Origin of the sequence: Thalassospira sp. MIT1004 (assembly GCF_001858545.1) — a bacterium.
Lineage (GTDB): Bacteria > Pseudomonadota > Alphaproteobacteria > Rhodospirillales > Thalassospiraceae > Thalassospira > Thalassospira xiamenensis.
Genome location: NZ_MCAO01000011.1, coordinates 1 through 18,690 on the forward strand (window position 1 = coordinate 1; position 18,690 = coordinate 18,690).

Consider the following 18,690-nt stretch of genomic DNA (forward strand, 5'->3'; position numbering starts at 1 on the left):
AGCTCTATTCCCGTTGCCATCCGGTCGTTCCCAGCGGAAAATCCACTGAGATCAAACATATCCCCGACAACATTCCCAGATGCATCATGGCGCAGGCCGAACGTATCCTGACCATCCGTGTGACCGTCAATCTCTCGGCTCATCACCAGGATAAAGCCGCCGTCCTGAAGCGCTATGATATCAGGGTTCGTGCTATCAACCCCTTCCCCTATCCCGAAATAGGCCTCGTTTTCTTCTACAAACTTGACTTCTTTCAGTAGGGTACCCGCAGAATTGAATACCTGAAACCGGACCGCATCGTTCACATGGATAGGATGCGAATAGGTAATGACGTAATTGCCATTCGCCAGACCGGTAATGTTGGCATCAATTGCATTAATGCCTTCGGACTTCACAAGTGGTCCCAGCGGCTCACCCGAGGCATCATAACGTTGATGATGATAGTAGACACCGCTCTGACGGATCACAACATGAGTGCCATCCGCAAGCTGGGTAACATCCCATTCATCTTTCTTCTGGCTATAGCCAATAAATGTAGGATCATCGAGGGTTGCACGTACATCCACGGTGACAGTAGCCGTGCTGCTGTTGCCATCCGCATCTATTGCCGTATAGCTGAACACTGCCGGACCATAATGATCTTCATCCGGCGTGAACACGACATTTCCATCGGCATCCAACGACACCGCCCCATGCTCACCATCCTGCACCGAGGCAATCGTATAATCCGCGCCACCATTCTCGCTATCATTGGCTAGCAATTCACTCGCCGCAATGATCACTGAACGGTTCGCAATCGTTGAAATCTCGTCCTGCATTCAAGCCCCCTAGCATCGCCATCTCGACACGCTACAGCGTCAAAACATCCATTCACAACTGCACTCTGCAATTACCACTCGTTAAAAGAGCATAAGTTGTGAAACAACGAACGCGCAAGCGAAACTTTGGTTACTCAACGAAGAATTGTAGACATCAAATAAGTTAGTGAAAGCAGCGGCATAACCCCGAATTATGACAACTCTGCAATCGATGCGTTGAGCTCATTGCGTGCGGGGGAGAAAAGGAGCGATCGAGCATTTTGTATCTGCGACTTACCCGAATCGATGAACAATGTTTCAATTCAAATATAAAATTAACCTTCAAAGAAAGAGGCGGACGATGTCCGGGAAAGCTGAAGCGCGCATCAGCGGTGCAGTCAAATCAGAATCAGCAGACCGCGCTCGTCTGAGTACATCAGCCAAAACCGGATTTCCCGCAATCCGGGAAGTCCCGACGAACCCGGGGCTTCGGCATCCTCGCCAACGGAGCGCAGATCGGCAGCCTTCCCAGCAGACGGCCTTCGGCCTCACGAGGTGCTCCGGTCACTTTCGGCAATGGCGGCACTTCCCGGCAACCACCGAGGTCCAGACAAACTCCGGGCGCACGGGCCCCACCTTTAGACCGTTGACGGGCCATAGCTCAATGCTGCCCCCCTCCTGCCATTCCTGCCGCTCCCGGCAAATTTGACGCTCCCTCTTCAACAAGACGCACCTCTCCCGTCATGGCAAATGATCGGGTTAGTCCCCCGGTCCTAATCCTCGGGCAGAACGCCGCCATAATGGCTCCGCCATCCGCTGCCCCATAGCCTGTGGGGCACCCCGCCGCCCTGCCCCGTGTCTGTTCCGCGTCTTTGCAACTGCATCCTGATCACATCCTTGATCCGGCCCCGAACGCAAAAACCCGCAGAGCCTACAAGGCTTTGCGGGTTTCGGTCCGGGTGCATTTCTCCCGTTGATTTTTCTCTTATGCCACAAACAAAAGAACAAATCAAGAATTTTTACGAAAAATATGGTAGGCATTTTAGGGGAAATGTGTCCCACGACGTTAAAAATCGCGGGACACAATCAACAATTAACCGTTGAATATCAATAAGTTAATTGGATGGATGGTAGGCCCGGAGGGACTTGAACCCCCAACCAGACCGTTATGAGCGGTCGGCTCTAACCAATTGAGCTACGGGCCCCCAAGGGGAATGGAAAAGACCGCGCCAATTGTTTGGCGCGGTCCCGAAAACTAGCGATTTTCGGGCCAAGGTCAAGCCCGAACGTCGCAAGATTTTTTAATAATCGAGGAAAGAACGCAATTTGCGCGAGCGCGACGGATGCTTGAGCTTGCGCAGCGCCTTTGCCTCGATCTGACGGATACGTTCGCGGGTCACGGAGAACTGCTGCCCAACCTCTTCGAGGGTATGGTCGGTGTTCATCCCGATCCCGAAACGCATACGCAGAACACGTTCTTCACGCGGTGTAAGCGATGCCAGAACGCGCGTGGTGGTTTCCCGCAGGTTGGCCTGGATCGCAGCATCAAGCGGCTGAACGGCGTTCTTGTCCTCGATGAAATCGCCAAGATGGCTGTCTTCCTCGTCCCCGATCGGGGTTTCGAGCGAGATTGGCTCCTTGGCAATTTTCAGAACCTTGCGAACCTTTTCAAGCGGCATCTGCAGTTTTTCTGCCAGCTCTTCCGGGGTCGGCTCCCGACCGATTTCATGCAACATCTGGCGCGAGGTACGGACCAGCTTGTTGATGGTTTCGATCATGTGAACCGGAATACGGATCGTACGGGCCTGATCGGCGATGGAACGCGTGATCGCCTGACGGATCCACCAGGTCGCATAGGTCGAGAATTTGTAACCACGGCGGTATTCAAACTTGTCCACCGCCTTCATCAGGCCGATATTGCCTTCCTGAATAAGGTCAAGGAACTGAAGACCGCGGTTGGTGTATTTCTTGGCAATGGAAATCACGAGACGCAGGTTGGCCTCGATCATTTCCTTTTTCGCACGTGCTGCTTCGCGTTCGCCCTTGTTGACGACGCCGTAAACACGGCGGAATTCACCAATCGGCAAACCGACTTCGGCCGAAACACCGCCAACCTGTTCACGCAGCTGCGCGATTTCATCCGGGTAGCGTTCGATGAAAGCCTTCCAGCCCTTGCCCGGCAATTCGCTGACGCGTTCCATCCAGTTCGGGTCAAGTTCATGGCCCTGATACTGCTTGACGAAATCGGGACGCTTGATCTTGCAACGGTCGGCAAAACGCAGAAGCTTGCCTTCAAGGCCGAGCAAACGGTTGTTCAGGCCGGTCAGGTGATCAAGCAGCTCCTCGATCCGGAAGTTGTTCAGATGAACATCTTCCATCAGGTCAACCATCTCGCCCTTCAGCTTGGCATAACGTTTTTCGGTCGCCGCCGGAACGCTTTCGCCCTTGTTCATCGCGACAAGGCGCTGTTCCTGTGCCTTGTGCAATTTCTCATAGGTTTTGGCGATCAGTTCGAACTTCTCAAGAACCTGCTCGGTCAGTTCCTCTTCCATTTTGGAAAGTGAAACGTTGACCTGTTCGTTCTCGTCATCGTCCTCATCGTCGCCATCACCTTCGCCTTCAGAACCCTCGGAATCTTCGTCCGACTCTTCTTCGTCGTCGTCCTCTTCTTCCTCGTCGCTGGCGGGCGCACCGGTCGGTTCTGGCGTTTCGGTTTCGGCTTCTTCGTCTTCGTCGGCATCGGTTTCGACGGCGGCTGCCTCGAAATCATCGCCTTCGGTTTCTTCGGCTTCGTCACCTTCTGCGGCTGCGATTTCCGCATCAGGACCACCACCATAAGTGGTTTCCAGATCGATCACATCGCGAAGCAGAAGATTGCCAGCCTGAAGCTGATCATGCCAGTTGACGATCGCACGAATGGTCAGCGGGGATTCGCAAATCCCGCCAATCATCATGTCACGGCCAGCCTCGATACGTTTGGCAATGGCAATTTCGCCCTCGCGCGACAGCAGCTCGACGCTGCCCATTTCACGCAGATACATACGGACCGGATCATCGGTACGGCCAACATCATCTTCAGAGATATTGCCGCTCGGATCCGAGTCTTTCTCGTCATCGTCGTCCGAGTCGTCCCCATCTTCACCATCGATAACATTGATGCCCATCTCGTTGAGATTGCTCATCACGTCTTCGATCTGTTCGGAGGAAAAATGCTCCGACGGCAAGGCAGCGTTCAATTCATCGACCGAGATGTGGCCTTTCTCTTTGCCCTTGGCAATGAGCTTCTTGATGGCCGCTTTATATGTATCGAGAAGAGGTCCGTCTGCGGTTTCAGAAGAGTTCTTTTTCTCTTCAGCGTTCGAAGTCTTAGACGACATCTATTCCCCGTTTCCCGCTGGGTACAGTTCGTACCGTTGTTGTCCCAAGCACTGTTTTGCTCAGCGCAAATCACAAATAGCCCGAACGCCGATCCCGCATACAAACCGCATGCATCGATCAGTCGTCGAGCTTAAACACTTTTTCCCGGCGCCGGGCCAGATCGTCGCGTCTATGCGAAAATCTTTCCCATTCTTCCTCGCTGATATCTGCTGCCAACTGTCGGACGGCGTATTTTGCCTCTTCGTCCTCCAGGGAGCTTACAGCCATGGAAAAAACCTGTTCCCAACCCGCACGAGCCCGTTCGAGCGGCGTTTCGGGCCTGGCGAAAGCGGCGTGCGCCAAAATGTCCGCACCAACCACCCGCAATACTGTCTCTGACAGCCCGTCGCGCTCCAAATGGGCCTTGATTGTTTCGGAATCAAGTCCGGGATCACCGTCAAGCAGCTTTAAGACGGCACGACGAAGATTGTCAAGGTCGGAGTCTGCACAAGTGTAGATTCCAAGCCGCTCGCCAACATCCTCATGCAGGTGGGGATGGTTTATCAACGTTACCAGCAAAATACAGTCCTGTACGACACGACGTTTTTGCATGGGTGGACGCGACATCCCCGGAACGGCTTTACCTGCCGGTTCCCAGAAATAGTCTTTTTTTCCGCCTTTGCCACCCCGGCTGAATTTTTTGTTCTGGTATCCGCCGCCTGGCGCAGGCCGTGATCCCCCGCCTTTTGCACGATCACCCTTGAATAATTGCCAGATGCGATCGCGGAACATCGACTGATATTGCGATCTGACCGCGTCATCTCCGATTGCCGAAATGCGTTTCTGAATGTCGGCCTCAAGGGCCGCACGGCGTTCGGGTGTATCGGTTGCCCGCCCGGCGACATCCATGCGCCATACCAGTTCTGCCAGCGGCACGGCGCTATCGAGTATCTTGCGAAAACTGGCAAATCCGTTTGTTCCCGCCATCAGGCTATCGGGGTCTTCGCCCTCTGGCAGGATCGAAAACAGTAATGATTTGCCCGGACGCAGGATGGGAAGGGCACGCTCGGCGGCACGCACCGCCGCGCGCTTGCCCGCCGCATCACCGTCAAGACACAGGATCGGCTCGTTGGTCATTTTCCAAAGCTCGCCGATCTGCTCTTCGGTTACCGCTGTCCCCAACGGGGCCACTGCCCCGCGAAAACCGGCCCGATGCAGGGCGATCACATCCATGTAACCCTCGGTCACGATGATCGGTGCATCCTGCTGGCTGGCTTCACGGGCCTGCGGCAAGCCATAAAGAAGCCGGCCCTTGTGGAACAAAGGTGTATCAGGGCTATTCAGATACTTTGGCTTGGTATCGCCCATGACACGCCCGCCAAAGGCAACAACCCTACCCCTTCGATCAAGGATCGGAAACATCACGCGACCACGGAACCGGTCATAGGTCTGGCGTCCCTGATCTTCGGGCTCGATCAGAAGCCCGGCTTCAATCATCAGCGGCTCGTCAAATTCTTCGCGTTTTAACGCTGCCTTCAGCGCACCACGATTATCGGGTGCAAAGCCCAGTCGGAATTCGGCAATCGTTTTATCGTCAAGACCGCGACGACGAAAATATTCAAGCCCTTCGCGACCTTCGGGCATATGAAGCACGCGTTCATAAAATACGCAGGCCGCTTCCATCACTTCGTAAAGTGTTTTGGCCTTTTTTTCACGTTCCTGGGCTTCACGGGATGGCTTGGGCACATCCATGCCGACCTGATTGGCCAGCACCTCGACCGCCTCGACAAAGGTCAGGCCGCGGGTATTCATCACAAAACTGATCACGTCGCCATGCGCGCCACAGCCAAAGCAGTGATAAAAGCCCTTCTGCTCGTTGACCGTGAAAGACGGGGATTTTTCGGAATGGAACGGACACAGACCAGAATATTCCCGACCGCGTTTGATCAGCTTCACCGACGTACCGACAATATCCGCCAGTCCGACGCGTGCCCGCAGATCGTCAAGAAACGACTGGGGAAAGCTCATGATTGTCCCGATCCCGTGATCATGTTGATACCAAATCCCATCCTACCCTTTTATTGTTCCATTGCCTGGAATCCGGGCTTAGGGACGACGAAAGCCGGACGATTTTACACGCCCGGCTTCCATAAAAAATAGCTATTCTCGAAATCAACCGAGAAGTTTTTTCGCAACACCGCCGGCTTTGCCGAAATCCATGCAGCTGGCATATTTTTCGCGAAGGGCCGCCATCGTCCGGCCCATATCCTTAAGGCATGTCGCGCCAAGGTCGGTAACCACGCCTTTGACAGCCGCCTCGATTTCTTCATCGGACATCTGTTTGGGCAGGAACCGTTCAATCACACCGATCTCGGCAGCTTCCTGTGCCGCAAGTTCGGGGCGATTGCCCTTGGTGTACATTTCGATGCTTTCGCGACGCTGTTTAACCATCGCCTGCAGCAGGGTCAGGATTTCCTCGTCGGAAATACCGTCCGTATTCCCCTCGCCGCGTGCCGCAATATCGCGTTCCTTGAGTGCTGCCAGAATGAGGCGCACGGTTGTCACGGATACGGCATCCTTTTCGAGGACGGCCTTTTTCAAAGCGTCTGTAAGCTGCGATCGCAGCATGGCTTATCTCTGATTCTGTGGAAGAAAGGAGCGAACATACCCCAAAAGCGCCATCTAGGCAAAGAAAACCTTTCCACTCAACTTATTGATTTTAAAAGAAAAATAAAAGTTTGGATGCATCCTTGACAGGGCGACACGACTCCCGTAGACATCCGCCAATTTGCCTGCCGGGATGAGGTTTTAACCCGCTTTCAGCATATTGTACCAACGTCTTTTGACGTTACGGTCGTTCATGCTGGGGATACCTTGTCATGTCCGCATGCCCGATATGCAGGGGAATTTGGCCGTTTTTCTCGGCCTGCTCGTAATTATTATATATAAAGACTCCGTGTCTCACCGTGGAAAGATCGAAAGGACATTCGCCAATGTCAGCGCCCACGCACACCCCGCCTCCTGGAGCTTCTGCCGTTCTGGTACTTGCTGATGGTTCTGTTTACTGGGGACGAGGCGTCGGCGCCCGAGGAGAGGTGGTTGGTGAAGTCTGCTTCAACACCTCGATCACGGGCTACCAGGAAATCATGACCGACCCGTCCTATGCCGGGCAGATGATCACCTTTACTTTCCCCCATATCGGCAATGTCGGCACCAATGACGAGGATATCGAAAACGAAATCCCTGTCGCCCTTGGCTGCATCCTGCGCCAGGACATTACCGAGCCATCAAACTATCGCGCACAGGGTCATTTCAATGACTGGCTGGCAAAGCATGGCCGGATCGGCATTGCCGGTATTGATACCCGCCGCCTGACCAAACGCATCCGTAGCGAAGGCGCTCCGAACGGCGTGATCTGCCACAACCCGGATGGCAAGTTCGATATCGATGCCCTGATCGCCAAAGCCAATGAATGGCCGGGCCTGGAGGGCATGGACCTTGCCAAGGACAATAGCTGCACCGAGGGTTATGACTGGGATCAGACCCTTTGGACCCGCGAAGGCGGTTATGGCGAACTTGGCAATGCCAAACACCATGTTGTTGCCATCGATTACGGTGTGAAACGCAACATTCTGCGTAATCTTGCCGCGCTTGAATGCAAAGTATCGGTTGTTCCGGCAACGACGTCCGCCGAAGAAATCCTTGCGATGAACCCGGATGGGGTCTTCCTTTCGAACGGCCCTGGCGATCCGGCGGCGACCGGCGAATATGCGGTTCCGACCATTAAAAAACTGATCGCCAGCGGCAAACCGGTTTTCGGTATCTGCCTTGGTCATCAGATGATGGCGCTCGCCCTTGGTGCGAAAACCAAAAAGATGGATGTCGGTCATCGCGGCGCGAACCACCCGGTAAAGGATACCACAACCGGTGTCGTGGAAATCACCAGCCAGAACCACGGCTTTGTCGTCGACAAGGACAGCCTGCCCGACAATGTCGAAGCAACGCACTTCTCGCTGTTTGATGGATCCCTTGCCGGGCTTCGCCTGAAAGACAAACCGGTCTTTGCGGTTCAGTACCACCCCGAAGCGTCCCCGGGGCCGCATGATAGCCATTACCTGTTCAAACGTTTCGTTGGCCTGATCGAAGACGCGAAAGCCTGATAGCGCGACGACATCAGAGACAAGCGATTAACGGACTTAATTTCGGGCGGTGCAGCAATCGCGCCCGCCACGCCAAAAGCGGAAAAAGACATGCCGAAACGTACAGATATCAAATCCATCCTTATCATCGGTGCCGGCCCGATTGTCATTGGTCAGGCCTGCGAGTTCGACTACTCCGGTGCACAGGCCTGCAAGGCCCTGAAGGAAGAAGGCTATCGCGTCATTCTGGTCAACTCGAACCCGGCGACGATCATGACCGATCCAAACCTGGCCGATGCAACCTATATCGAGCCGATCACACCTGAAATGGTCGCCAAGATCATCGAAAAGGAACGCCCGGATGCCCTGCTGCCGACCATGGGTGGTCAGACAGCGCTGAACACCGCACTGGCACTTTATGACGATGGCACGCTGGATAAATATGGCGTTGAAATGATCGGTGCGAAAAAGCACGTGATCGAAAAAGCCGAAGACCGTCAGCTTTTCCGTGAAGCGATGGACAAGATCGGTCTTGAAAGCGCGCGTTCCGCAATGGTCCGCACCTTTGAAGAAGCCGTTGTAGCCCTTGAAACAACCGGCCTTCCGGCCATCATCCGGCCAAGCTTCACCCTTGGCGGTGAAGGCGGTGGTATTGCCTATAACCGCGAAGAATTCGAACAGATCGTTCGTAATGGTCTGGCGATTTCGCCGACCCATACGGTTCTGGTCGAAGAATCCATTCTTGGCTGGAAAGAATACGAGATGGAAGTCGTCCGTGATCACGCGGATAACTGCATCATCATCTGCTCTATCGAAAACGTCGACCCGATGGGCATTCATACCGGGGATTCGATCACCGTTGCCCCGGCCCTGACCCTGACGGACAAGGAATACCAGATCATGCGCGACGCCTCGCTGGCGGTCCTGCGCGAGATCGGTGTGGATACTGGCGGTTCGAACGTTCAGTTCGCGGTCAACCCCGATGATGGCCGCCTGATCGTCATTGAAATGAACCCGCGCGTGTCGCGTTCGTCTGCACTGGCGTCCAAGGCGACCGGCTTCCCGATTGCCAAAATCGCGGCCAAACTGGCTGTTGGTTACACGCTTGACGAACTTGATAACGACATTACCGGCGTGACCCCGGCTTCGTTCGAGCCGACCATTGATTATGTCGTCACCAAAATTCCGCGCTTCACCTTCGAAAAATTCCCGGGTGCCCAAGCGCTTCTGGGGACTGCGATGAAGTCGGTTGGCGAAGCCATGTCGATTGGCGGCTCGTTTGCCGAAAGCCTTCAGAAAGGCCTGCGGTCGATGGAAACCGGCCTGACCGGTCTGAACGAAGTGAAAATCGAAGGCGCGCCGGACAAGGCCGCGATCCGCGCAAAACTGACGCAACCGATGCCGTTCCGCATTCTTTATGCGGCACAGGCATTCCGTCACGGTCTGACTCTTTCGGAAATCCAGTCGGCGACCAAGTTTGACCCATGGTATCTGCGCCAGATCGAAACGCTGGTTGCCGAAGAAGAACAGGTTCGTGCCAAAGGCCTGCCTAAGGACAAGCAGGAAATGCTGCGTCTCAAGAAACTCGGTTTCTCGGACGCGCGTCTCGCGGAACTGGTGGGCATGGAAGAAGACGACGTTCGCGCGATCCGTCACGCGATGGAACTTCGCCCGGTTTATAAACGCATCGATACCTGTGCCGCCGAATTCCCGTCACGCACGTCTTATATGTATTCGATTTACGAAGGCGACGGTTTCTTTGAACCGGAAAACGAAGCCGAAGTCACCGATCGCAGGAAAGTCATCATTCTTGGCGGTGGTCCGAACCGTATCGGTCAGGGCATCGAGTTCGATTATTGCTGTGTGCATGCGGCCTATGCGCTTCGTGAAGTCGGTATCGAGGCCATCATGGTCAACTGCAACCCGGAAACGGTTTCCACCGACTATGACACTTCGGACCGCCTGTATTTCGAACCACTGACGGCCGAAGACGTGATCGAACTTTGCCAGCTTGAGCAAAGCAAAGGCGAACTTCTGGGTGTGATCGTTCAGTATGGCGGCCAGACCCCGCTTAAACTGTCAGCCGCACTTGAAAAGGCCGGCATTCCGATCCTCGGCACCAGCCCGGACAGCATTGACCTTGCCGAAGACCGCGACCGGTTCCAGGAACTGATCCACAAGCTGGGCCTGAAACAGCCGGCCAACGGCATTGCCCGTTCGGTCGACGAAGCCGTCAAGATCGCCGAAGGCATCGGTTACCCCATCGTTATCCGCCCAAGCTACGTACTGGGCGGCCGTGCGATGGAAATCGTTCACACCACCGAAGACCTGCTGCGCTACATGACCGAAGCCGTTCAGGTTTCGGGCAAAAGCCCGGTTCTGATCGACAGCTTCCTTCAGGATGCGATTGAAATTGATGCCGACGCGGTTTCGGACGGCGAAAATGTCTTTGTCGCGGGCATCATGCAGCATATTGAGGAAGCCGGTATCCATTCCGGTGACAGTGCATGCTCGCTACCGCCCTATTCGCTCGGTCAGGACATGATTGATCGCCTGAAAGAACAGACCGTGCAACTGGCCAAGGCGCTTGATGTTGTTGGTCTGATGAACGTGCAGTTCGCGATCAAGGGTGATGTGATCTATCTGATCGAAGTCAACCCGCGTGCCTCGCGTACTGTTCCGTTTGTTGCCAAGGCCACCGGCAACCCGATTGCAAAAATCGGCGCGCGCATCATGGCAGGCGAAAAGCTTTCGGACTTCAAGATCAACGAAGGTCCGTTCAAGCATATTGCGGTCAAGGAAGCGGTGCTTCCGTTCAACCGCTTCCCGGGTGTCGATACCCTGCTTGGCCCGGAAATGCGCTCAACCGGCGAAGTCATGGGCCTTGATACCGATTTCGGTCGCGCCTTTGCCAAGGCCCAGATGGCGGCGGGTCACGATTTGCCGCAATCTGGCAAGATCTTCATGTCAGTCAAAAACTATGACAAACCGGCCGCTGTTCAACTCGCACGCGACGCGATCGAGCTTGGCTTTGTGATTGTTGCGACGCATGGCACTGCCGAAGCTCTTGAAAAAGAAGGGCTGGACGTCACCCCGGTCAATAAGGTACAGGAAGGACGTCCCCATATCGTGGACATGATGAAGAACGGCGATATCAACCTGGTATTCAATACCACCGAGAGCAAACAGGCTGTGGTCGACAGTTTCTCGATCCGGCGGACGGCACTCAGCAACGATATTCCGTACTACACCACGATTGCCGGTGCCCGCGCCACCCTGCGTGCCATCGACAACCTGAAACGCGGAGCACTTGCAGTGCGACCCGTTCAGGAATATCTTGGGGACGAGTACTGAGGTTCCTTTTCGAACCCGTTCAACGAGTTTAGACCGCCCGGCGGTATCTGCCGGGCGGTCGATTTTGTAGTATCGATCGCTAATAAGAATAGGCTGTGAGCGCGATGGAAAAAGTACCTATGACCCCGCAAGGGCATCAGCGCCTCGAAGAAGAGCTGAAGCACCGCAAATCCGTCGAACGCCTTGAAATCATCAAGGCGATCTCGGAAGCGCGCGAGCATGGCGATCTCTCGGAAAACGCCGAATACCATGCCGCGCGTGAACGACAGAGCTTCTGCGAAGGTCGAATTGCCGAACTGGAAGATGTTCTTAGCCGCTCCGAAGTCATCGATATCAAGTCGCTGGCTGGATCGGTCGTCAAATTTGGCGCGACCGTGCATCTTGTCGACGAGGACACCGACGAGGAAACCACCTATCAGGTCGTCGGCCCGATCGAGGCAGATATCAATTCCGGTCGCATTTCGACAACATCCCCGATTGGCCGTGCGCTGATTGGCAAGGCTGTTGGTGAATCCGTAGAAGTTACCGTGCCTGGGGGCACGAAGAGCTACGAGATCCTGAAGGTCGAATTCGCCTGATCCGGTTATGATATCTTGCGAAAGTACGGCCCGATGTTTATCGGGCCGTTTTTTTTGATCCAAATACCCTGCACAAGCATTTGCCATGACACCTGACATCATCATTTCCCACGCCCGCCCGGAAGACAGCGTCCATGTCGCCGACATGTCCAATGCCCTGCATGTCGAACTTGATTACGACAATCCGCCCCATACGACCGAAAGCATCCATGAAATGATGTTCGGGCCCAAGGCACTGATCAAAAGCCTGATCGCATGGGATAGGCGTAGCGCTGTCGGACAGGCGATCGTTCAGCCGTTCTATAACCCGGATTATTCAAAAATCGGGTTATGGATGACCGAACTTTATGTTGTGCCAGACATGCGTTCGGAAAAAGTTGGCAACAAACTGATGAAGGCTCTTGGCAAATACGCCTTGGATCACGGCTATATTTCAATGTGGTGGTCCGTCCTGCATCGCAACCAGGCCGCCTGCCGGTTTTACGAACGGCTAGGCGCGCGTAACTCCGGGGCCCTGCAGTATGAAATTGATGGGGATGAGTTAAAGAACCTTGGCCAATAAAACCACTGATCATCAAGCACGTGACAAAGAATTGAATTCATAATATTTTTCGGCATCATTCTGAAATGATCGTTCTGGAAAGATCGAGAACACCAACAGCGTGCGATGCCCGGCCGGGGGGATAACGGGCGTCTCAAAGCGGAGCCAGTCACATGATTGGCTCCGCTTTGATTAACGACAAACCTGTTTCTGGCACGCAGACAAAACAAAACCGGCAACCTCGAAGGTGCCGGTTTTTATCTATCGGACTGATGCAATTCAGCTCAGTCCTCGGCCTCGATGTCAATCGGAACGCCGGGCTGGTTTTTGGCGGTACGAATCGAAAGTGCCGATTTCACGTGATTGACGTTTTCCGCAACCGTCAGTTCGGTTGTCAGAAACTTCTGATATTCGTCCCAGCTGTGTGAAACGATTTTCAAAAGGAAATCCATTTCACCGGCAACCATATGACATTCGCGCACTTCCGGCCATGCAGCGGCACGGCCTTCAAAGGCGCGCAGATCATGTTCAGCCTGGCTTGCAAGACCGACCAGCGCAAACACGGTTACATTATATCCAAGCGCCTGCGCATCAACATCGGCATGATAGCCCTGAATGAAACCGGCTTCTTCAAGCGCACGGACACGACGCAGACAGGGTGGCGCAGAAATACCTGCACGGCGTGCAAGTTCCACATTGGTCATGCGGCCATCTTCCTGGAGATCGCGCAGAATTCTGCGGTCGATCTTGTCGAGTTTGACCCGTTGCATTTATCCCTCGATTCTGTGCGCTGAACTTACCCCGGACGAAACAATATTACAGGGAGCCAGTACGCTGGCAATAATATATTCGGCAGCAGAATGCAATCTGCCCTTTTGTAACGCGTACAAATGCACTGCACAATTTTGTATCAAAACGTTGCAAACCGCTATTTTCCGCCAATCGGAATGTCAGGCTGAAAAGCATCATCGGCCACCGTTCCGAAAACCTTGCAAAACATCGTGCGAGGCGGTTGCGCAATGCCATATCACCCCATATGTTCGAAACCTGTTTTTCACCGACCACAATATGCAAAGCACATGGCCCAGGAACATAACACCAAAGTCCTCATCATCGGATCCGGCCCGGCCGGTTACACAGCAGCGATTTATGCTGCACGCGCCAACCTGGAACCCATGATGGTTATGGGCCTGCAACCAGGTGGTCAGTTGACGATCACGACAGATGTTGAAAACTATCCCGGCTTTGCCGATGTCATCCAGGGCCCGTGGCTGATGGATCAGATGAAGGCGCAGGCCGAACATGTCGGAACCAAAATGGTCCACGACCTGATCACCGAAGTCGACTTTTCGAAACGCCCCTTCGTCTGCAAAGGCGATTCGGGTGATGTCTATGTAGCCCAAAGCGTGATCATTTCAACCGGCGCACAGGCCCGCTGGCTTGGCCTTCCGGGCGAAGAAAAATTCAACGGTCGCGGTGTTTCCGCATGTGCCACCTGTGACGGGTTCTTCTATCGCAACAAACCGGTTGTGGTGGTTGGGGGCGGCAATACCGCGGTTGAAGAAGCTCTTTATCTTGCCGGGATCTGCTCGAAGGTGACGCTCGTGCATCGTCGCGACGAATTGCGCGCGGAAAAAATGCTGCAGGATCGCCTTTTGAAACATGAAAAGATCGACGTCGTCTGGGACAGCGTCATTGACGATATTCTTGGCGGTGACGGGCCGATGGATGGCGTTGAAGCCGTTCGCGTGCGCAATGTCAAAACCGGCGATCTGACAGACATTACTGCGGATGGTTTCTTTGTTGCGATCGGCCATGATCCGGCAACCGCCGTGTTCAAAGGACAGATCGACATGGATGACGAAAATTACATCCTTGTCAAACCGGGCAGCACCACAACCAACGTCAAGGGCGTCTTTGCCGCAGGCGACGTGACCGACAAGATTTACCGTCAGGCGGTTACCGCAGCAGGCATGGGGTGCATGGCCGCCCTCGAAGCCGAAAAGTTTATTGCCGAGCACACCGAATAAACACGGCAACACGAGAACCAGATATGATAAAGGGGTGCTGATGGTGCCCCTTTTTTCTGTGCGTTAGACGGAAATACAACCTTTTTCGCAATGCACGAATACGCTGTTTCCGGGCAATCCCCTGAGTTCATTTACGAATTCGGCGTGAACGAAATCACCACTTTCGCAATTGGTTGCTTGCAGATCGCGTCAAAGGCCTCATATTGATCTAATGATATCAGTTTGGAAGCAATTCCGCATGCGGCTTAACAGTGTGGAAACCAAATGCTTCTAAGAAGAAGATAAAGAAGTATCAGGGGACTGTTGCAGCAATAGCGCGACAGTGACATTAGGAGCAGGTCTATGGACTGGGACAAGCTGCGTGTTTTTCACGCTGTTGCGGAAGCGGGAAGCTTCACACACGCGGGGGAAAATCTCAATCTGAGCCAGTCGGCTGTCAGCCGGCAGATCAGCGCACTTGAAGAAAGCGTCAAGGTGCCGCTATTCCACCGTCACGCCCGCGGCCTTATCCTGACCGAGCAGGGTGAACTTCTGTATCGCACGGCCCATGATGTGTTTGCCAAGCTTTCCATGGCCGAAGCCCGCATTCGCGAATCCAAGGAACGCCCCAGCGGTCCGCTGAAGGTCACCACCACGGTCGCCTTTGGCTCAACCTGGCTGACACCGCGGATCAACGAATTCCTTGAACGCTATCCGGAAATCGAATTGTCGCTGGTACTCAACGACGAGGAACTCGATCTTGCCATGCGCGAGGCCGATGTTGCGATCCGCATGCAGCCCCCACGTCAGGCCGATCTGGTGCAGCGTCAACTGATGACGCTGCGTTATCATGTCTTCGCATCCCCCGAATATATCAAGCAGTTCGGCATTCCTAAGAAACCCGAAGACCTGAAAGATCATCGCCTGATCATTTATGGTGCGGATGCGCGCCCGCCGGTTTCCAACGTCAACTGGATGATGGCCGTCGCCCAGCAGTTCAAACCGGATATGCGGCCGATCCTGAAGCTGAACAATATCTATGGTATCTTCCGTGCGACCGAGTCCGGGCTTGGTATTTCAGCTCTGCCCGATTACCTGCTGCCCGCCGACAGCAATCTGGTCCGCATTCTGCCGGAACTCGAAGGGCCAAGTTTCGATGCCTATTTCGTTTATCCCGAAGAACTGCGCCATTCCAAACGCATTGCGGTGTTCCGTGATTTCCTGATCGAGGAAATCAACAAGGTCAAAGCAAAAGTGAATGCCGCCGCCGCGGCTGACTAACGCAAACGGCACCAAGAGAATCCAAAGCCCCGCAACAAATCTGGTTGCGGGGCTTTTTTCTTGCGTCTCAACGGAACAATACAACCTTTGATTTACAACACCCCGCACGATGACATACCGACGACGGCCAAACCTGAGCGCGCATTAGTAAATCACTGACGTGATGCGCAGGTTTATCAGGATGCAAAATCGGGCCTTTCAGGAAAACGCAGTCATAATAGCTTCAATTTACTGACATTTTTTCGCCATGCACTGAGCGCATGGTTGGATTGTCGTTATTCTATTTTTAAGCGTAAGATCATATGCGTATGTTCACATCAGAAGTTGTTAGCGACCGCAAACGCGAAGAGCGCTTTCATCTTTTCCTGATCTCCGCATGATCCGTCCGCCGAAACGTTATTCGGCTTGGAATCTTCCCTGGATTCCACGTCTCCCAGACGTTAAAGCCTCCCTGTTGATCTTGCCGGTAGCTTCCCCTAGCTACCGGCTTTTTTTTCCCATTCGCACAATTAAGCGGCAGTAAACTGATCAAAAGATTGGGAACAAGCGCATTAGAATCCATAAATATTTTATATATTTCAGTTACTTATAGGAAAAATTTTCGCAGCCCAAGATTTATGCAATTTACGCATGGCTGAATGAGCAATTTGACAGTGGTGTTTCCCGTCAAAAACGCTATCTTCCTCTTCGAACCGCAGCGGTGAACAACCGCATCGCGGTACAGAGTTTTCTCCCTGACCGAATTTCGGTCTTTGCCGGGCGCCCTGCCCGGCATACCCAGGGCCCTGAGAAGGGTCCTACGTCTCCCAGACGTGAAGCCTCCCTGATAAACTTGCCGGGCATTCATTTGCCCGGCTTTTTTTTTTGCCCTGACGATATCCTCACCATCACCACGCGCAACTGTGACCCGTTGCAACCGTCTTCACCTTGGCAGTCACACTGAAACCACGCAGTATGAAGCTTGCGCGCACGTGCGTCTGGTAATCGGGGATTAAAATCATGCAGAAAAATATCGGCCAGTTCCTGTTTGGCAAACCGGCACAGGATCAACTGCCAGACCGTGTGCGTGATGCAATCGCCCATCAGCAGCAAGACAGCGAAAAACTGATCGGCTGGGTGCAGCTCTTGCTGGTGACGATCTTTGCGACCCTTTACGCCGTCTCACCCAAAACATTCATGAACACCGGAATTCATCCTGTCCCATGGGCATTGGGACTATATTTCCTGTTCACCTTTATCCGACTGGCACTGTCTTATCGCGGCAGCCTGTCAAACTGGTTCCTGACCCTGTCGGTTATTGTCGATATTGGTTTGCTGATGGTCCTGATCTGGAGCTTCCATATCCAGTATATGCAACCGGCAAGCTTCTATCTCAAATCGCCGACCATGATCTATGTGTTCATCTTCATCTCGCTGCGCACCCTGCGGTTTGACCCGCGTTATATTTTGCTGGCGGGCGCAACGGCGGCAATTGGCTGGCTGATACTGGTCTTTTATGTGATCTGGAGCGAACGCGGCCAAAGCATGATCACGCGGGATTATGTGACCTATCTGACATCCAATTCGATCCTGATCGGGGCCGAGATCGACAAGATCATTGCCATTGTTCTGGTATCAACCGTGTTGGCGATTGCAGTTTTGCGCGCACAACGTTCGTTCACCCGTGCCGTCACAGATGAAATCGCGGCAAGCGAGCTGTCACGCTTTATCTCGCCCGAGGTCGCCGCGCGCATTACCCACGCAAACCAGCAAATCAAACCTGGCGATGGTGAAGCCGCAAGGGCCACCATCATGTTTACCGATATCGAGGGGTTTTCCGGCGTTTCCGAAAAGCTGAGCCCGCAAGAACTTGCTGCAATGCTCAACGAATATTTCGCCGCGACCAGCAATGTGATCAATAAACATGGTGGCGTGATCACCCAGTTTCAGGGCGACGCAATGCTGATTACCTTCAACGCGGTAAAAGCCGATCCCGACCACGCATTAAACGCAGTACGGACAGCAATCGATATCACACGGGTCTGTGCTGAAACCACATTTTGCCATGGCGGCAGGCTCAAAACCCGTTGCGGGATCAATACCGGCGATATCGTGATCGGTGCGGTTGGATCGGAAAACCGTCTGACCTTCACCGTCCATGGTGACAATGTCAATATTGCCGCCCGGCTGGAACAGCTAAACAAACAATATGGCAGCTACATCCTTGCGACCGAGGATACCGTCAGGGCCTGCGAGGAAGGTTTTGCCTGGCAGGCGCGCGGTGAAGTCACCGTGCGTGGGCGCGAAACGCCAACACCGATCTTCAGCCTCTGACCGGATCAGGATTTTTACGACCATCCATATCCCCACAAAGAAAAAGCGCGCGGCGGGCGATTTGCCCGCCCCACGCTTTTTGGGGACAGATGGTCTTGGGGAGACCGGTCAGATACGGTGCCTTGACCTTGGGGTGCAGATCACTGCGGGGGACAGTGATTTTAAAGGTCCCGGTGAGTAGCGAGGGAGGGGCGCTTCACCGGCGTTTCCGCATCTGACAATTGTAAATATGCCCTTGAATTGGGGCGTAAAAACCGGCCGGTAATGACCATTCAGGGGCAAATTGGGGCAAAATAAAGTTGGGATTTAAAACCACGAAAA

The 18,690-nt window shown here is 53.9% G+C and carries 12 protein-coding genes and 1 tRNA gene; 7 read left to right on the forward strand and 6 right to left on the reverse strand.

The genetic code is table 11. From position 1 onward, the window contains the following. The 5 genes from BC440_RS04755 to BC440_RS04775 form a co-directional block, all read right to left on the reverse strand. On the reverse strand, positions 1–818 hold an 818-nt coding region (locus BC440_RS04755; RefSeq protein WP_139192082.1), incomplete at its 3' end, for a cadherin-like domain-containing protein. A 1,107-nt stretch (positions 819–1,925) separates the two neighbouring features. After that, positions 1,926–2,002, reverse strand: a tRNA-Ile gene (locus tag BC440_RS04760). Positions 2,003–2,098: 96 nt separating this feature from the next. Then, complete coding sequence (rpoD, locus tag BC440_RS04765) at positions 2,099–4,174, reverse strand: RNA polymerase sigma factor RpoD (protein ID WP_063093130.1); 2,076 nt, start codon at positions 4,172–4,174, stop codon at positions 2,099–2,101. 118 nt (positions 4,175–4,292) lie between these two features. Next, entirely contained in the window at positions 4,293–6,182 is a 1,890-nt protein-coding gene (dnaG, locus tag BC440_RS04770) for a DNA primase (protein WP_063093131.1), read from the reverse strand. Between the two features lie 144 nt (positions 6,183–6,326). Then, positions 6,327–6,782, reverse strand: coding sequence for a GatB/YqeY domain-containing protein (locus BC440_RS04775; RefSeq protein WP_062947972.1), 456 nt, complete (start codon positions 6,780–6,782; stop codon positions 6,327–6,329). Between the two features lie 365 nt (positions 6,783–7,147). Here BC440_RS04775 and carA point away from each other — a divergent pair, with 365 nt between their 5' ends. From carA to BC440_RS04795, 4 genes are all read left to right on the forward strand, one after another. Continuing rightward, a complete protein-coding gene (carA, locus tag BC440_RS04780) occupies positions 7,148–8,314 on the forward strand; it encodes a glutamine-hydrolyzing carbamoyl-phosphate synthase small subunit (protein WP_062960795.1) in 1,167 nt (388 codons plus the stop codon). Positions 8,315–8,404: 90 nt separating this feature from the next. After that, the gene (gene carB, locus BC440_RS04785; RefSeq protein WP_063093132.1) at positions 8,405–11,647 is read left to right on the forward strand and encodes a carbamoyl-phosphate synthase large subunit; all 3,243 of its coding nucleotides are present in this window, start codon (positions 8,405–8,407) and stop codon (positions 11,645–11,647) included. Between the two features lie 104 nt (positions 11,648–11,751). Next, positions 11,752–12,225 carry a transcription elongation factor GreA gene (gene greA / locus BC440_RS04790; protein WP_007089850.1) on the forward strand — a complete coding sequence of 158 codons (474 nt, stop codon included), beginning with the start codon at positions 11,752–11,754 and terminating at the stop codon, positions 12,223–12,225. Positions 12,226–12,310: 85 nt separating this feature from the next. Then, complete coding sequence (locus BC440_RS04795; RefSeq protein WP_063093133.1) at positions 12,311–12,787, forward strand: GNAT family N-acetyltransferase; 477 nt, start codon at positions 12,311–12,313, stop codon at positions 12,785–12,787. A 263-nt stretch (positions 12,788–13,050) separates the two neighbouring features. Here BC440_RS04795 and BC440_RS04800 read toward each other — a convergent pair whose 3' ends face one another. Next, entirely contained in the window at positions 13,051–13,536 is a 486-nt protein-coding gene (locus BC440_RS04800; protein ID WP_007089852.1) for an Lrp/AsnC family transcriptional regulator, read from the reverse strand. A gap of 309 nt (positions 13,537–13,845) precedes the next feature. Between BC440_RS04800 and trxB the strand changes: the two genes are divergently transcribed. From trxB to BC440_RS04825, 3 genes are all read left to right on the forward strand, one after another. Continuing rightward, the gene (gene trxB / locus BC440_RS04810) at positions 13,846–14,796 is read left to right on the forward strand and encodes a thioredoxin-disulfide reductase (protein WP_007089854.1); all 951 of its coding nucleotides are present in this window, start codon (positions 13,846–13,848) and stop codon (positions 14,794–14,796) included. Between the two features lie 342 nt (positions 14,797–15,138). Beyond that, a complete protein-coding gene (locus BC440_RS04815; protein ID WP_007089855.1) occupies positions 15,139–16,056 on the forward strand; it encodes a LysR family transcriptional regulator in 918 nt (305 codons plus the stop codon). A gap of 999 nt (positions 16,057–17,055) precedes the next feature. After that, positions 17,056–18,369: an adenylate/guanylate cyclase domain-containing protein gene (locus tag BC440_RS04825; RefSeq protein ID WP_065701685.1), complete on the forward strand. Its 1,314-nt coding sequence runs from the start codon at positions 17,056–17,058 to the stop codon at positions 18,367–18,369. The last annotated feature ends 321 nt before the right edge of the window (positions 18,370–18,690 follow it).

What these genes read in the sequence shown, in the direction of transcription:
- dnaG (WP_063093131.1), bottom strand. Translation starts at nt 6,182, where the DNA reads ATGAGCTTTCCCCAGTCGTTTCTTGACGATCTGCGGGCACGCGTCGGA.
- BC440_RS04825 (WP_065701685.1), top strand. Translation starts at nt 17,056, where the DNA reads ATGCAGAAAAATATCGGCCAGTTCCTGTTTGGCAAACCGGCACAGGAT.
- carB (WP_063093132.1), top strand. Translation starts at nt 8,405, where the DNA reads ATGCCGAAACGTACAGATATCAAATCCATCCTTATCATCGGTGCCGGC.
- BC440_RS04775 (WP_062947972.1), bottom strand. Translation starts at nt 6,782, where the DNA reads ATGCTGCGATCGCAGCTTACAGACGCTTTGAAAAAGGCCGTCCTCGAA.
- greA (WP_007089850.1), top strand. Translation starts at nt 11,752, where the DNA reads ATGGAAAAAGTACCTATGACCCCGCAAGGGCATCAGCGCCTCGAAGAA.
- trxB (WP_007089854.1), top strand. Translation starts at nt 13,846, where the DNA reads ATGGCCCAGGAACATAACACCAAAGTCCTCATCATCGGATCCGGCCCG.
- BC440_RS04815 (WP_007089855.1), top strand. Translation starts at nt 15,139, where the DNA reads ATGGACTGGGACAAGCTGCGTGTTTTTCACGCTGTTGCGGAAGCGGGA.
- carA (WP_062960795.1), top strand. Translation starts at nt 7,148, where the DNA reads ATGTCAGCGCCCACGCACACCCCGCCTCCTGGAGCTTCTGCCGTTCTG.
- BC440_RS04800 (WP_007089852.1), bottom strand. Translation starts at nt 13,536, where the DNA reads ATGCAACGGGTCAAACTCGACAAGATCGACCGCAGAATTCTGCGCGAT.
- rpoD (WP_063093130.1), bottom strand. Translation starts at nt 4,174, where the DNA reads ATGTCGTCTAAGACTTCGAACGCTGAAGAGAAAAAGAACTCTTCTGAA.
- BC440_RS04795 (WP_063093133.1), top strand. Translation starts at nt 12,311, where the DNA reads ATGACACCTGACATCATCATTTCCCACGCCCGCCCGGAAGACAGCGTC.